Raw genomic sequence first — 13,638 nt, 5'->3', positions numbered from 1 at the left:
ATGACAAACATCCCCGTAAAAGTTTCCATCATTGTTCCTGTTTATAATGTCGAAAATTATTTGGCAAAATGCCTCGATTCTTTGATTAATCAGACTCTTCAGAATATTGAAATCCTGGTGGTAAACGATGGAAGTAAAGATAATTCTGAAGAGATTATTCAAAATTATGTTCAGAAATATCCTGAAAAAATTAGAGCCTTCAATAAAGAAAACGGAGGCTTAAGTGATGCCAGGAATTTCGGACTTGACAGAGCTGCAGGTGATTATATCGGTTTTGTAGACAGTGATGATTATGTTACTTCAACAATGTTTGAAGAAATGCTGGCCCTTGCAGAAAAACACCGGACGAAAATGGTTATCTGCAACATCCAAAAAGTTGATCAGAACGGAAATATTACTCAAAAATTGACACAAATTCCAAATATGCCGGAAAAAATTGATTTGGAAAAGAATTTTTCTGTGTTTTCGGATGTAAGCTATTTTGCATGTAATAAACTTTTCAAAAAAGAACTTTTTGACGGAAAACGATTCAAAAAAGGAGCTCATTTTGAAGACATTCAGCTAATCCCGCAACTTTTATTAAAATGTGAAACGTTGGCTCAGACTCAAAGCTTTCATTATCAGTATCTTGAGCGCACGGATTCTATCACGAAAACCCATACAGAAAGAGGTTTGGATATTTTGAAAGCCGTTGAAGATGTTGAATATACTTTCAGAGGATCAAATTATTTTCATAAAAAGAAAGAATTGAAAAATTTTCAAATTTTTGAAGGTGTATATTCATTTTTGGCTTATTTGGCTTATGTAAAGGATGAAAAAACTTTTTATAATATGGCTGATAAACTGGAGGTTTTCATGGATGAAAGAAGTATAAAAATTAAAGATATATTAAACTATTGTCGTTTTGATAAGAATTATCTGTTATATTTGCCACTGAAAAAAAAGATCTTTTATTTATTATTTTTTGCCGGGCAAAAAAAATTGATAAGAAAAATAATTTAAACACAAATGTAAGTACTTATGGTTTCGTTGATATGAAAGCCCTTTTTGAGGTTCTTCATAAGACTCTGCGAAGAAGTAAACACAAACACGTACTTGATAAGAAAAAATGAAGAATTTTGAATTGTTCTTGAGCGAGACGGGAATTTCTATTTTTTATGTAAAAATAGGGTTAGGTTTTATATTCTCTTTTTTAATCTCATTCTTTTCTGTTCCTACCATCATAAAAATTTCCAGAAGGAAAAATCTTATGGACGAGCCCGGTGTGAGAAGTTCTCATCTCAGAAAGATTCCCAATTTGGGAGGGATTGCCGTTTTTTATTCTATAGGGATTTGTGCTTCTATTTTTGCGTACGAACTTTTCGAACTGTATAAGTTTTTATTTGCGTCTATGATTATCCTGTTATACATTGGTGTAATGGATGATATTGTCGTAATGAGGGCTTATAAAAAACTGGTTGCACAGATTATAGTTTCTGCCTTGATTGTAATAGGATCTGATATAAGAATACGAAGTTTATTTGGGATTTTTGGGATATTTGAACTTGGGTATTTTGTGAGTATTTTATTCAGCATTATTACTTTTATTATACTTATTAATGCATTTAACTTAATTGATGGGATAGATGGTCTGGCAGGCGGATATTCCATAATTTGCAGCGCACTTTTTGGCATAAGTTATTATAGATTAGGGGAATATAATTACCCTTTAGTGGTGCTTTCTGTTGTAATAATCGGAGCTGTTTTAGCATTTTTGTATTATAATCTGTCTAATTATAGGACTAATAAAATATTTATGGGAGACACCGGCTCTATGTTGTTAGGATTCTTATTGGCATTTACTTCTATTTGTTTTATTGATATTTTTATAGATAAATCGCTGCCTGGAGTTCCAAAATATCATCTTCAGTCTGCACCGGTAATAGCTGTGGCCATATTAATTTTACCTATTGTGGATACTCTGAATGTGATTTTTGTGAGATTATATAATAGAAAATCTCCTTTTGATGCCGATAAAAACCATATTCACCATAAATTACTTAAACTTGATTTGACCCATAGAAGATCAAGTTTTTATATAATATTGTATTATCTTTTTATAGTGGCTATTGCTTACTGTTTTAGACATTTTAATATAAACTTATTATTATTGATTGTAATTGCTCTAGGCTTTATAGGTGCTTATTTGCCAGACATTATTTATCTTTTGAGAAATAATAAAAAGACTATCAATTAAATCTTTATTTTTGCAAACAACGTTGAAATATGATGAAAAATTTTAAGTATTTACTTTTGACATTGCCTTTATTGATTACATCTTGTGTTACAACGAAAGATGTAAGGTACATGCAGCCTAATGAAAGCCTCGTTATCAATGAAGAAGGGCTTGTTCCCTATAATGTTCCTATTTATAGAGTTACAAAAAATGATATTTTAAATCTTAATATTATTACGACTCCTAAAGGAGATGCTTCGCAGTTTTATTCTTCCCTGAATACATCAGGAAGTTCAGTTGCCCCAAGTGCGAACAATGCAGCTTCCGGAAGCGGCGGGGGTGGAGCGGGAATTGTAGGCGGAGGCGGAGGAAGAGGCGGTAATGTCAGCTTCTATTTCAATGGGTTAAAAGTAGATTCTAAAGGTGATATAAATGTTTTTGGGATTGGATATATCAAGGCTGAAGGAAGAACTATTGAAGATATCACTGCAGAAATCCAGCAAAAAGTAAATGAAAATTTTCAGGAAGGGAAGACTGAGGTAAGGTTGAATACGGATGGTATCACTTATTATATTTTAGGAGATGTAGAAACCTCAGGTCTTACAGGAGAAAAAGTAGCTCATAAAAATACACTTACTATCACTGAGGCTCTTGCAATAAACGGAGGGTTAAACAGAACAATCGACAGAAAAAATATTGTAATCCACAGAAAGCTACCTGAAGGAATCAAAATTGCAAAAATAGATCTTACACGTGAGGATGTAATGAATTCTCCTTACTTTTATGTACAAAATGGAGATGAAATTTTGCTTAATACGAGAGCAAAAAGCTTAAATGGATTCGGAAAAGATCCTATTCAGACATTGACTACAGGAGTGTCGGTAATCACTACGGCATTATCAATCTATCTACTTCTTAAAAACCTTTAATCATGATTCCAGAAAAAGATACTACTGTAGAGAAAAAAGAAGATAAAGAGAAGTATGGTGCTTTTACTTTATTTGATATTGAACATTTTATTAGACGTATAATAAGCAATTGGTATTGGTTTGCACTTATGTTGCTCATAGGATACGGAGTAGCATGGGTTTATAATAAATATTATGCTCAGAATATATATGCATCGAATCTATCCTTGAGTGTTTCTAATAATACTGCGAGTTATTTTACACCAAGCCAGTCTATCAACTTTATTTGGGGGCAAAACGGAAATCAGGACGGGATTTATTTAAAAAAGATGCTTTTATCGAGATCTCATAATGAGTTTCTGGTAAAAGAGCTGGATCTTTTTGTTAATTACTCTACTAAAGGAGCTATTAAATCCACCTATTTAGACAAAGATGATTCACCGGTTTTTTTACAAATCGATAAGAAATATCCTCAGCAAATAAATTATCCCATCACTTTAATTCCTAAAAGCGGAAATACTTATGAAGTTATTTTACCCGAAGAAGGGCAGTCTACAAGTGTATACAATTTTGAAACTGAAGGATATCAGGTTATAAATCCTTATGCCAGACCTGAAAACAAAACGATTAGGGTTGGTGAATGGTATAACAGTCCGAATTTAAGATTCAGATTGATTCAGAATCCTGTTGCCACTAAAATCAAACTTGATAATATTATTGTTAGTTTGAGTTCTGTAAATCAGTCTGTTAATGACATCGTTTCTACTATAGGTATTGAGTTTGATAAAGAAATTGGAACTATCATGATCATTACCAAAAAAGGATTTAATTTGAATGGTACTGTCAGTTTCCTGAATAAGTCTGTAAGTGAATTACAAAAGAAAAGGCTTATAGATAAGAATACGGTAGATAAAAACACGGCATCCTATTTACAGGGAAATTTAGATGCTATAAGAAAGAAGTTGGATTCCAGTGCGGCTGAACTCAATTACCTGAAAACTTCGGAACAACTTTACGATATTAAAGACAGGGATGAAAAATCTTTAACTAAAATTAAAGATCTTGAAGCTAAAAAAGCTGATCTTGAAAGTAAGCTGGAATCATTAAATGAAATCAGAAGAAACATGGAAACCCAGAATTTTGATAACATGATCAGTACAAGTGCTGCAGGTTTCCAAGATGGTATTTTCACAGCTACCGTGACAGAATTAAAAGCCTTATATCTTAAAAAAAGAGAAATGGCTACAATTTATACTCCGAATTCAGAGCCGATGAGGGAGATTGATAGATTGATTAGCGATGCTAAATTAACATCTAACGGAGCCTTAAGAAATTATTATACAAAATTCTATACTGAAATTAATAAAATTAATACTGAGGTTTCCAATGCAAATTCAGATCTGACATCTTATCCTGAAAAAGAAAGAAAATATCTTGATGCAGAAAGGGGCTATAGTATGATTGAAGCAACTTACAACAGCTTATTGAGCAGACAAAATGAAACTCAGATGAGGATGGCAACCAATCAGTCTGATGTTACAGTGATTGACCCGGCCAAAAATGTAGGGCAACCTCCTATTGGGCCGAATGTAAAGGCCACAAAACTTGGAATTTATGGTGTGTTACTATGCTTGCCATTATTATTCATTTTGGTTGGCGAATTGCTGGATAATAAGATTCGTAATATCAAGGAACTTCTTAGTGCAACTAAAATTCCATTGCTGGGAGTTATTGGTAACAATAATAATGAAAACATGCTTACCGTTTTGGAACAGCCAAAATCTTCTGTCTCAGAGGCATTTAGAGGCATCCGTGCCAATGTAAGGTTTTTGTCAGGTGAAAACGGAAAAAGCAAGATCATATTAGTGACATCTTCGATTGGAGGAGAAGGAAAAACATATGTTTCGATCAACCTTGCTTCAGTTCTGGGGTTAAGTGATAAAAAAACAATTCTCCTTGGAATGGACTTAAGAAAACCGAAAATTTTCGGAGATTTTAGGATTGATAATAAATATGGTATTTCCAATTATCTGACGGGGGAAGTTCCGATTGATCAAATTATCAATAAAACGAATATTCCGAATCTGGATGTGGCAACTTCAGGTCCTATTCCGCCGAATCCTTCAGAATTATTGATGAGTCAGCGAAATATTAAGTTTCTTGAAGAGCTTAAAGAAATATATGATTTTATTATTATAGACTCACCACCGGTAGGATTGGTGGCAGATTCTTATGAATTAATGAAATATTCTGATGCAAATATATATGTTGTACGTCATGAATATACAGAAAAATATATGCTGAAAATGATTACCGAAAAGTATCATAACGGTGAAATCGAGCATTTAGGACTTGTCTATAATGACTATAATACGAAGCAGGGCTATGGTTACGGTTATGGATACGGTTATGGTTACGGATACGGCTATTTTGATGAAGATAAAAATTATAAAGAGCCTTTACTAATAAGGATCAGAAATAAGGTAAGAACAATATTGAGTAGAAAATAATATTAATAAACCCTCATATAATGGGGGTTTGTTTTTGTATAAATTGTTTTGTTTCTATTAAAAAAAGAATAATTTTGCTACTTTGCCGTTTACTTTATAACAAATTATGTTTTTTTGTTTATTTTTAACTAAACATTAAGATTATCATTAATATAAAAATGTTTTATATTTGCAAAAATTAAATTTTAAAATAACCATAAATCCGTATTCTTTTATGAATAAAAAATTATTGTTTAGCTTCCTTGCCGCCTTAGGAACAGTGGTAAGTGTTAAAGCTCAAAGAAACGAATTGGGAATTCGTCTAGGTATGAGTAACCTAGTGGGTGATATAGGAAGAACGAATTATATTTTACAGAAGCCATTGGATTTAGGTAAGGCATCAGATTGGGGAGTGCCATTTTATGGAGGTTTATTATATAGATTTAATTTTAACCCATATCAGACTGTAAGGTTAGACCTTGGTTACAACCAGATTCAGTTTAATGATAAAGTAGCTAAAGAAGAGTATAGAAAGAATAGAAACTCATTTGGTAAGAATGATGTATATGAAGCAAGTTTAATGTTTGAATACAACTTCTTCCCTGTGAATAATGAGCAGATAAGTATGGTAAGCCCTTATATTTTTGGGGGAATCGGTACTTTAATGTTTGATGCACCTAGAGCCACAATGGTACATGATTTTAGAAGAGATGGTGATGGCGTTGCTCAGGCTCCAATCAATGAATTGGATTTTGTGACAACTCCCGTTTACTCTACAGGAAAGAAAACAACTTTTAATATTCCTTTTGGATTAGGTTTAAAATATAAATTCAATCACAGTTGGGGAATATTTGCGGAAGCTACATTTAGATATACATTTACAGACCAGTTGGATTATAGTAAGATTCTTACAAAAGATGTGAAGTCTAATTTTAATGGAGATATCCTAAGCCCTTCTACAGGTGGCTCTTTGCTTGAAACAGGAGCTTATTACGTAGTAGCGAAAGAAAGAGAAGCTGAGTTTGTGAATAAAAGAAACGTTGGAGATGGAAGTTCAAGAGATTGGATCAATACCTTTAGTTTAGGGTTGACTTATTCTTTCGGAAGACCACCATGTTATTGTGAGTAATATTAATATGTCATTGATAAAAGATAAAATAAATTCTGAGAATTTACCGAAACATGTAGCCATTATTATGGATGGTAATGGAAGATGGGCGAAATCTCGTGGCGAGGAAAGAACTTTCGGTCACAAAAATGCTATTAATGCGGTTAGAAATGCAATTAACGCCTGTAATGAGATTAATATTCCATATCTGACTCTTTACACATTTTCATCAGAAAACTGGAATCGCCCGGCAGAGGAAGTAAATACCCTTATGAATTTGCTTGTTGAAACCTTGTTGCTGGAAGCAGAAGAGATTTTCAGCAAAGGGTTGAGAATGCATGTTATCGGGAACTTAGAAAAGCTTCCAACGTTAGTAAAAGAACAATTACTGCGTGTGGTAGAGCTTACAAAGGAAAACACAAAAGGTAATTTGGTATTAGCTATAAGCTATGGCTCTCAGAATGAGATACTGAATGCTGTAAAAAATATAAGCTCTGATGTGAAAGAGGGCAAGGTGGACGTAGAGAATATAGATGAAAAATTATTCGAAAACTATCTTTATACAAAAGATTTTCCTCCTGTTGACTTACTTATTAGAACCAGTGGTGAAATAAGAATCAGCAACTTCCTACTTTGGCAGATCGCCTATGCAGAGCTGCAGTTTTTAGATGTTCTATGGCCGGATTTTAGTAAAGACATTTTCTTTCAGTGTATTGTAGATTATCAAAACAAAGAAAGAAGATACGGTATGACCGGTGAACAGATAAAAATCCAATAATTTTAAGAAAAGAAAGACTACGATAAAATGAAGTTTAGACTATTGCCCATCGTTATGTTTGTTGCTTCTGCACATTTTTATGGACAGGTAACGCCACAAGACAGCACTAAAGTAAATAATGCTGTATATGCAGAAAGCCAGACAGGAACCTATGTCCTTAAAGACATTGTTGTAGATGGGGTTAAAAAATACACACCAGCCCAAATCCTTAGATTTACTGGGCTTACTAAAGGAGAAAGTGTAGATATTCCGGGGCAGAAAATCAGCAATGCTGTAAAGAAACTGTGGGACACTCAATCTTTTTCGGAAGTAGAGGTTTATGTACAAAGTATTGAAGGAGAGACTGTCATTTTGAGATTCTATCTTCAGGATTTAAAAGAACTTGGAGAGGTAAAATTTACCGGAAAAGGAATAGGTAAATCTAAAAATGAAAAGCTTGCAAAAGATAATAACTTAAAACCTGGAACCAAAATCACTCAGAATTTGGTTTCAAGCCTTAAAACAAACATTCCTAAAGACTACATAAAGAAAGGTTTTGCTGATGCTAAAATTACTATTCAGGACAAAGTGAATGCTAATGATCCTGCTTTGGTAGACTGGACGATAAATGTAGACAAAGGAAAAAGAATAAAAATCGATCATATCGAATTTGAAGGTAACCAGACTGTAACAGATTCTAAGCTTAGAAATAAAGCATTTAAAGAAACTAAGCAAAAGAGATTTGGTATTGGAGGTATCTTGAAATCTTCAAAATTTATTGAAGACAAATATCAGGAAGATAAGCAAAGTCTTATTAATTACTATAATTCATTAGGTTATAGGGATGCTACTATTGTTTCTGACTCCGTTTGGAGAAATAAGAGAAACAATTATGAAATTAATGTGAAGCTTACCGAAGGTAAAAAATATTATATCGGGGATGTGACTTTCACAGGGAATACGGTTTACTCTACAGAATATTTACAAAGACTTTTAGGATATAAGAAAGGGGATATTTACGATGCTGTAGGTTTCAATAAAAAAGTTGGGGAAGACGGTGGTAAAGAAGATGATTCTGATATAAAATCAGTTTACATGAATAACGGTTACCTTTTCTCTAACGTTACTCCGGTTGAAAAATCTGTAGATGGAGATAAAATTAATCTTGAAATCCGTATCAATGAAGGGGAAAAAGCAACATGGAATAAAGTAAGCTGGCAAGGTAACGTAACGACCCATGACCATGTTATTCTGAGAGCTTTACGAACAAAACCTGGAAGCCTTTTTGCTAAAAGCGATATAAAAAGAACATATTTTGATTTAGCGGGAATGTCATTCTTTGATCCTCAACAAATTGGTCAGGACATTCAGCCAAATCAACAAGATAATACTGTAGATATCAATTGGAAATTAGTTGAGAAAGGTTCTTCTCAGGTTCAGTTGCAAGCAGGTTACGGAGGTAACAGCTTTATCGGAACTTTAGGATTGACATTTAATAATTTCTCATTAAGAAATTTCCTTAAGTTTAAAGACTTTAAGCCGGTTCCTCAGGGTGATGGTCAGACATTATCTCTTCAGGCACAGGCCGGACAATATTTCCAAAACTATGGAGTATCTTTCACAGAACCTTGGTTATTTGGAACAAGGCCAACTGCACTTTCTGTAAGTTTAAATAACTCAAGAGTTAAATATTCAGATACTTACGGAAACGATCAGAAATTAAATATTTTCTCCGCTTCTGTAGGTCTTAACAGATTATTGAAGTGGCCGGATGACTATTTCTCATTGTATACTGGTATTCAATATCAGAAATATGATTTCAGTAATTATCCATTTGAATTTGGAGATACAACGGAATACTACGGAACTGCAAATAACTTCAGTCTTAACTTAGGTTTGAGCAGAAACTCGGCAGGTATTGATCCGATTTTCCCAACAGTAGGTTCTAATATTGAGCTTTCGGCAAAATTCACTCCGCCATACTCGCTATTTAGTAATAAAGATTATTCTACAATGTCTCCTACTGACAAATATAAGTGGATGGAATTCTATAAAATCAAGTTTAAAGCTGATGTATATAACGAAATTGTAGGAAAACTTGTATTGAGATCTTCTGCTGAGATGGGATTCATGGACGGATATAGTAAAGAGCTGGGTGCTCCGCCATTCGAAAGATTCTATGTAGGAGGTACCGGTTTATTCGGAGGTAGATATGATGGTAGGGAGCTTATTCCATTAAGAGGTTATGAAAACGCTTCTACCTATGGAGGCACTGCAGATGATATTACTCAAAAAGGAGGGGGGACAATCTATAACAGATTTACTTTAGAACTTAGATACCCGATTTCACTGAATCAGACAGCTAAAATTTATGCTTTGACTTTTGCTGAAGGAGGTAACGTTTGGAACTCTTGGGGCAATTACAATCCATTCCAGCTTAAAAGATCAGTCGGGATTGGGGTAAGAGTTTATATGGGAGCTTTCGGGTTAATCGGATTTGACTTCGCATACGGGTTTGATAAAACAGTTCTCGGAACTGAACCTTCAGGCTGGAAAACACACTTCTTGATGAACCAATCATTATAATTCATTATATATGAAGAATTTTAAAATAGTTTTCACATTTGTATTATTTTTGCTGTTCAGTTTCGGGAATGCGCAGAAAATAGGAGTTGTAGATACAGAATCTATCTTAGACAAACTTCCTCAGTATAAAGAAGCTGAAGCAAGATTAAATTCACAGATCGATACTTGGCAGTCAGACCTTCAAAATTTACAGTCTGAATACGAAAAGAAGAGATCTGCTTTTGAAAATGAAAAGGTTTTATTAGTCGGTGAACAATTAAAGCTTAGAGAAAAAGAGGTTTTGGATTTGGAAAAAAATATCAAAACCACTACCAGCTTACGTTTCGGAGCAAATGGAGAGATTACAAAACTGAGAACGAACTTAGTCACACCATTTCAGGATCAGATTTGGGAAGCAATCAAGGCGATGTCTGAGAAAAATGGGTTGGGCATAGTTCTTGATAAAAGCAATAACGTGAATGTTATTTTCCTTCAACCAAGATATGACTATACAGATAAAGTTTTAGATATCTTGCTGAAAGGTAATGATAAAAACGATAAAGCTAAAACTAAAGGTAAAAAGTAGTAATTAGGAATTAACTTTTACCATTATTTAAAATCTAAAAACAAATTAAATTATTTATTTACCAATTATGAAAAAATTAAGTGTATTATTTGGGGCAGTTATGATGGTTGTATCAGTAGGTATGGCAAAAGCTCAAAAGATTGCTACTTTAGATGTTGCTGCTGTTCTTAACGGTATGCCTGAAAAGAAAAAAGCAGACGCTGATTTGAAAGCTTTCTTAGATACTAAACAAGCTGAAATCAAAAAGAAAGCTGATGCAGGACAAGCTAAATTAAAACAATATTCTGAGGAAGCTCCGAAGAAAACTGCTGAAGAAAACAAAGCAAGAGAAGGCGAATTAGCTAAAATGCAAGAAGAAATTCAACAAATGAACGACAAAGCTCAGAAGGATTTCGTTGCAAAACAAGATACTGCTTACGAACCAATCGAGAAAAAATTAAACGATGCGGTAAGCAAAGTTGCTAAAGCAAACGGGTATGACTACATTATGGATGCTAATTCTTCTGCATTTGTATTCAAAGGAGGTCCTGATGCTACTCCGGCTGTTAAGAAAGAATTAGGTGTTCAATAATTTTAATAAATTAATAAACATTTATAAAATAACCATCTCTTTTAGAGGTGGTTTTTTTATTTTTGCCAAATGGAAAGAGAAGTATCAACGACAGTCAAGGTTCGTTTCAGTGATTGTGATCCGATAGGTCATTTGAACAATGTAAAATATCTGGATTATATGTTCAATGCCAGAGAAGATCATGTAGAAACTTTTTATGGCTTCACTTATGAAGAATATACAAAACAGACCGGCTGTACTTGGATTGCAATTCAAAATGAAATAGCATATTTAAAAGAAGTAAGATATAATACTCAAGTTGTCATTAGCAGCAAAACTATAGAGGTGCAGGACAGAACTGCAAAAGTTGAAATTTTAATGAAAAGTTTGGATGAAAAAATAATTCATGCAGTTCTATGGGTTACGGTTATTTATTTTAATATGAAAACCAGAAAATCAGAAGTTCATCCTGAAGATATCAAAAATACCTTTAATAAATTCTATGTTGATTTGGAACAGAAAGATTTCCAGTCAAGAGTTAAGTTTCTAAGAGTTCAAAACGCAAAAAATTCATAATGAAAAAGATATTAGTTATAGGAAGTAACGGGCAATTGGGAAACTGCATCAGAAAAATTGCTCCTGATTTTGAATTAGATTATGAATTTATCTTTACGGATTCACAAACTTTAGATATCACAAACGAAAATCAGGTAAATAGCTTCTTTTACGACAATAAACCTGACTTTTGCATCAATGCAGCTGCATACACAGCAGTAGACCTTGCTGAAACTGAAAAAGAGAAAGCTTTTGCAGTAAACGCACAAGGTGTCGCAAACCTTGCTCAAGCTTGTAAAGAGTACAGAACTATTTTAATTCATGTTTCTACAGACTATGTTTTCGATGGAGAAACCAATCTTAGTTATTCTGAGGATGATTTTACAAGTCCAATCGGAGTTTATGGAGAATCAAAATTAAAAGGAGAAGAATTAGCTTTAGAAAATAATCCGAAAACTATCATTTTAAGAACCTCTTGGTTGTATTCTGAATTCAATAAAAATTTTGTGAAAACAATGTTGAATTTATTCTTACAAAAAGAAGAATTAGGAATTGTTGGAGATCAGTTCGGTCAGCCAACCAACGCAAACGATCTTGCCGAAGCTATCATGAATATTATTGAAGCTCCACATAAGACTTTCGGAGTTTTTCATTTTTCCAATTATCCGGAAACCACATGGTTTGGATTTGCTGAAAAAATAGCTGAGCTTTCAAAATCTTCAATCAAGCTAAACTCATTGACAACCGGGCAATATCCAACACCGGCGAAAAGACCCAAAAGAAGCACAATGTGTTTAGATAAAATAGAAGAAATCTATAAGATTGAGCCGAAGCATTGGGAAAATAGTTTGGAAGAATGTATAGAAATCCTTTCACAATAACATAATATATGAAAAATTTAATTATAGTTGTCTTTGTTATTTTTGCTCAGTTTTTGAATGCGCAAAATGTGTACATGACAAAAGTTGAGAAGACACATGAAAATACAGATAAGTTTTTGTATAAAATAAACGGTGAGGAAAAAGACGCAGAATATTTGGGAGAAATAGAAGTTCAGGGTTACTCAAAAAATGATGTAAATGTTTTTTCATTAATATATAAGAAAGCAAAAGAAATTGGGGCAAATACATTTTCATTAAAAGCTTTCGAAAATGTAGATGGTTCTCCACTTGATTTCAACCCGGCCAATTACCGATTCAATTTATATTACCTATCAGAAGAAAAGCTTACGGATCAAACAGGAAATTTATATTTGTTTGCTTCTTCGGATAAGGATCAGAAAATTAGCATAAACAAGAAAGATTATATTTTATCACCACGTACTTATTTAGTTTTGAAAACTGTTCCTGGCGAAATTTATACAATATCCACAAAAAAATTGTTAGGCTCTACGATAAAATTGCAGCCTAAATCTGGAGAAAAAAATCAGTATTTCCAGATTTCAGCAACAAAAATTAAATCGGACGATACAGGAATAGGTGGTTTAAATTTAAAAAGTGGTGACATAATAGGATTAGAAAAATCCTATGCCGAATTTTTAAGCGTTATATATGTAAATCATGAGCAGAGTAATTAAACTCTGCTTTTTTATTATATAATCCTTTTCGATCAAAAAAGACACTTAAATTTTAGCTCATTATATTAAATTGCGAGCCTTCCAACTGTTCTATTGCGTCGGGAGCAAAGGATATCATGAGGGGCAAAACTCCTTTCCGGACTCGATTAAAAACGGTTAGAATAAAAATCTGCTCATTGTGGATAAGTATTGTTTATATTTTAAGTTTTGGTCTATCAGTATTTTAGGGTTTTATTTTCCCACAATTTTAAATTTTATGTTAAGTGAATTTGGAAGTAAAGGTAAAGATGTCATACTTTTGCCCCACTTAAAACGGAATACTTTTGAGT

Annotated in this window: 12 protein-coding genes; all 12 read left to right on the top strand. The window is 33.2% G+C overall.

Annotated features, from left to right (window positions below; all coding sequences use genetic code 11):
• On the top strand, nucleotides 1–1,002 hold the full coding sequence (locus ACM39_RS15770; RefSeq protein WP_048512012.1) for a glycosyltransferase family 2 protein: 1,002 nt from the start codon (nucleotides 1–3) through the stop codon (nucleotides 1,000–1,002).
• A gap of 106 nt (nucleotides 1,003–1,108) precedes the next feature.
• Nucleotides 1,109–2,236 (top strand): MraY family glycosyltransferase, encoded by a 1,128-nt coding sequence (locus ACM39_RS15765; protein WP_048512011.1) that lies wholly within the window; start codon nucleotides 1,109–1,111, stop codon nucleotides 2,234–2,236.
• Nucleotides 2,237–2,265: 29 nt separating this feature from the next.
• Nucleotides 2,266–3,144 (top strand): polysaccharide biosynthesis/export family protein, encoded by an 879-nt coding sequence (locus tag ACM39_RS15760; protein WP_048512010.1) that lies wholly within the window; start codon nucleotides 2,266–2,268, stop codon nucleotides 3,142–3,144.
• A 2-nt stretch (nucleotides 3,145–3,146) separates the two neighbouring features.
• Nucleotides 3,147–5,633, top strand: a complete 2,487-nt coding sequence (locus ACM39_RS15755) for an exopolysaccharide transport family protein (protein WP_048512009.1) — start codon at nucleotides 3,147–3,149, stop codon at nucleotides 5,631–5,633.
• A gap of 214 nt (nucleotides 5,634–5,847) precedes the next feature.
• The gene (locus tag ACM39_RS15750; RefSeq protein ID WP_048512008.1) at nucleotides 5,848–6,741 is read left to right on the top strand and encodes a DUF6089 family protein; all 894 of its coding nucleotides are present in this window, start codon (nucleotides 5,848–5,850) and stop codon (nucleotides 6,739–6,741) included.
• 7 nt (nucleotides 6,742–6,748) lie between these two features.
• Nucleotides 6,749–7,498, top strand: a complete 750-nt coding sequence (locus ACM39_RS15745; RefSeq protein ID WP_048512007.1) for an isoprenyl transferase — start codon at nucleotides 6,749–6,751, stop codon at nucleotides 7,496–7,498.
• Between the two features lie 27 nt (nucleotides 7,499–7,525).
• The gene (gene bamA / locus ACM39_RS15740; RefSeq protein WP_048512006.1) at nucleotides 7,526–10,063 is read left to right on the top strand and encodes an outer membrane protein assembly factor BamA; all 2,538 of its coding nucleotides are present in this window, start codon (nucleotides 7,526–7,528) and stop codon (nucleotides 10,061–10,063) included.
• A gap of 10 nt (nucleotides 10,064–10,073) precedes the next feature.
• On the top strand, nucleotides 10,074–10,628 hold the full coding sequence (locus ACM39_RS15735) for an OmpH family outer membrane protein (RefSeq protein WP_048512005.1): 555 nt from the start codon (nucleotides 10,074–10,076) through the stop codon (nucleotides 10,626–10,628).
• A gap of 67 nt (nucleotides 10,629–10,695) precedes the next feature.
• The gene (locus ACM39_RS15730) at nucleotides 10,696–11,199 is read left to right on the top strand and encodes an OmpH family outer membrane protein (protein ID WP_048512004.1); all 504 of its coding nucleotides are present in this window, start codon (nucleotides 10,696–10,698) and stop codon (nucleotides 11,197–11,199) included.
• 69 nt (nucleotides 11,200–11,268) lie between these two features.
• Nucleotides 11,269–11,754 carry an acyl-CoA thioesterase gene (locus tag ACM39_RS15725; RefSeq protein WP_048512003.1) on the top strand — a complete coding sequence of 162 codons (486 nt, stop codon included), beginning with the start codon at nucleotides 11,269–11,271 and terminating at the stop codon, nucleotides 11,752–11,754.
• Entirely contained in the window at nucleotides 11,754–12,614 is an 861-nt protein-coding gene (rfbD, locus tag ACM39_RS15720; protein ID WP_048512002.1) for a dTDP-4-dehydrorhamnose reductase, read from the top strand. The genes ACM39_RS15725 and rfbD overlap by 1 nt, the downstream gene beginning before the upstream one ends.
• 8 nt (nucleotides 12,615–12,622) lie before the next feature.
• A complete protein-coding gene (locus tag ACM39_RS15715; RefSeq protein WP_048512001.1) occupies nucleotides 12,623–13,309 on the top strand; it encodes a hypothetical protein in 687 nt (228 codons plus the stop codon).
• The last annotated feature ends 329 nt before the right edge of the window (nucleotides 13,310–13,638 follow it).

It is taken from the genome of Chryseobacterium sp. FH2 (assembly GCF_001045455.1).
Taxonomy (GTDB): domain Bacteria; phylum Bacteroidota; class Bacteroidia; order Flavobacteriales; family Weeksellaceae; genus Chryseobacterium.
Note: the sequence above shows the minus strand (reverse complement) of the source record. Positions and strands in the feature narration are given on the sequence as shown.

Coding starts and splice junctions, on each gene's coding strand:
- ACM39_RS15770 (WP_048512012.1), top strand. CDS start 1: ATGACAAACATCCCCGTAAAAGTTTCCATCATTGTTCCTGTTTATAAT.
- ACM39_RS15765 (WP_048512011.1), top strand. CDS start 1,109: ATGAAGAATTTTGAATTGTTCTTGAGCGAGACGGGAATTTCTATTTTT.
- ACM39_RS15760 (WP_048512010.1), top strand. CDS start 2,266: ATGATGAAAAATTTTAAGTATTTACTTTTGACATTGCCTTTATTGATT.
- ACM39_RS15755 (WP_048512009.1), top strand. CDS start 3,147: ATGATTCCAGAAAAAGATACTACTGTAGAGAAAAAAGAAGATAAAGAG.
- ACM39_RS15750 (WP_048512008.1), top strand. CDS start 5,848: ATGAATAAAAAATTATTGTTTAGCTTCCTTGCCGCCTTAGGAACAGTG.
- ACM39_RS15745 (WP_048512007.1), top strand. CDS start 6,749: ATGTCATTGATAAAAGATAAAATAAATTCTGAGAATTTACCGAAACAT.
- bamA (WP_048512006.1), top strand. CDS start 7,526: ATGAAGTTTAGACTATTGCCCATCGTTATGTTTGTTGCTTCTGCACAT.
- ACM39_RS15735 (WP_048512005.1), top strand. CDS start 10,074: ATGAAGAATTTTAAAATAGTTTTCACATTTGTATTATTTTTGCTGTTC.
- ACM39_RS15730 (WP_048512004.1), top strand. CDS start 10,696: ATGAAAAAATTAAGTGTATTATTTGGGGCAGTTATGATGGTTGTATCA.
- ACM39_RS15725 (WP_048512003.1), top strand. CDS start 11,269: ATGGAAAGAGAAGTATCAACGACAGTCAAGGTTCGTTTCAGTGATTGT.
- rfbD (WP_048512002.1), top strand. CDS start 11,754: ATGAAAAAGATATTAGTTATAGGAAGTAACGGGCAATTGGGAAACTGC.
- ACM39_RS15715 (WP_048512001.1), top strand. CDS start 12,623: ATGAAAAATTTAATTATAGTTGTCTTTGTTATTTTTGCTCAGTTTTTG.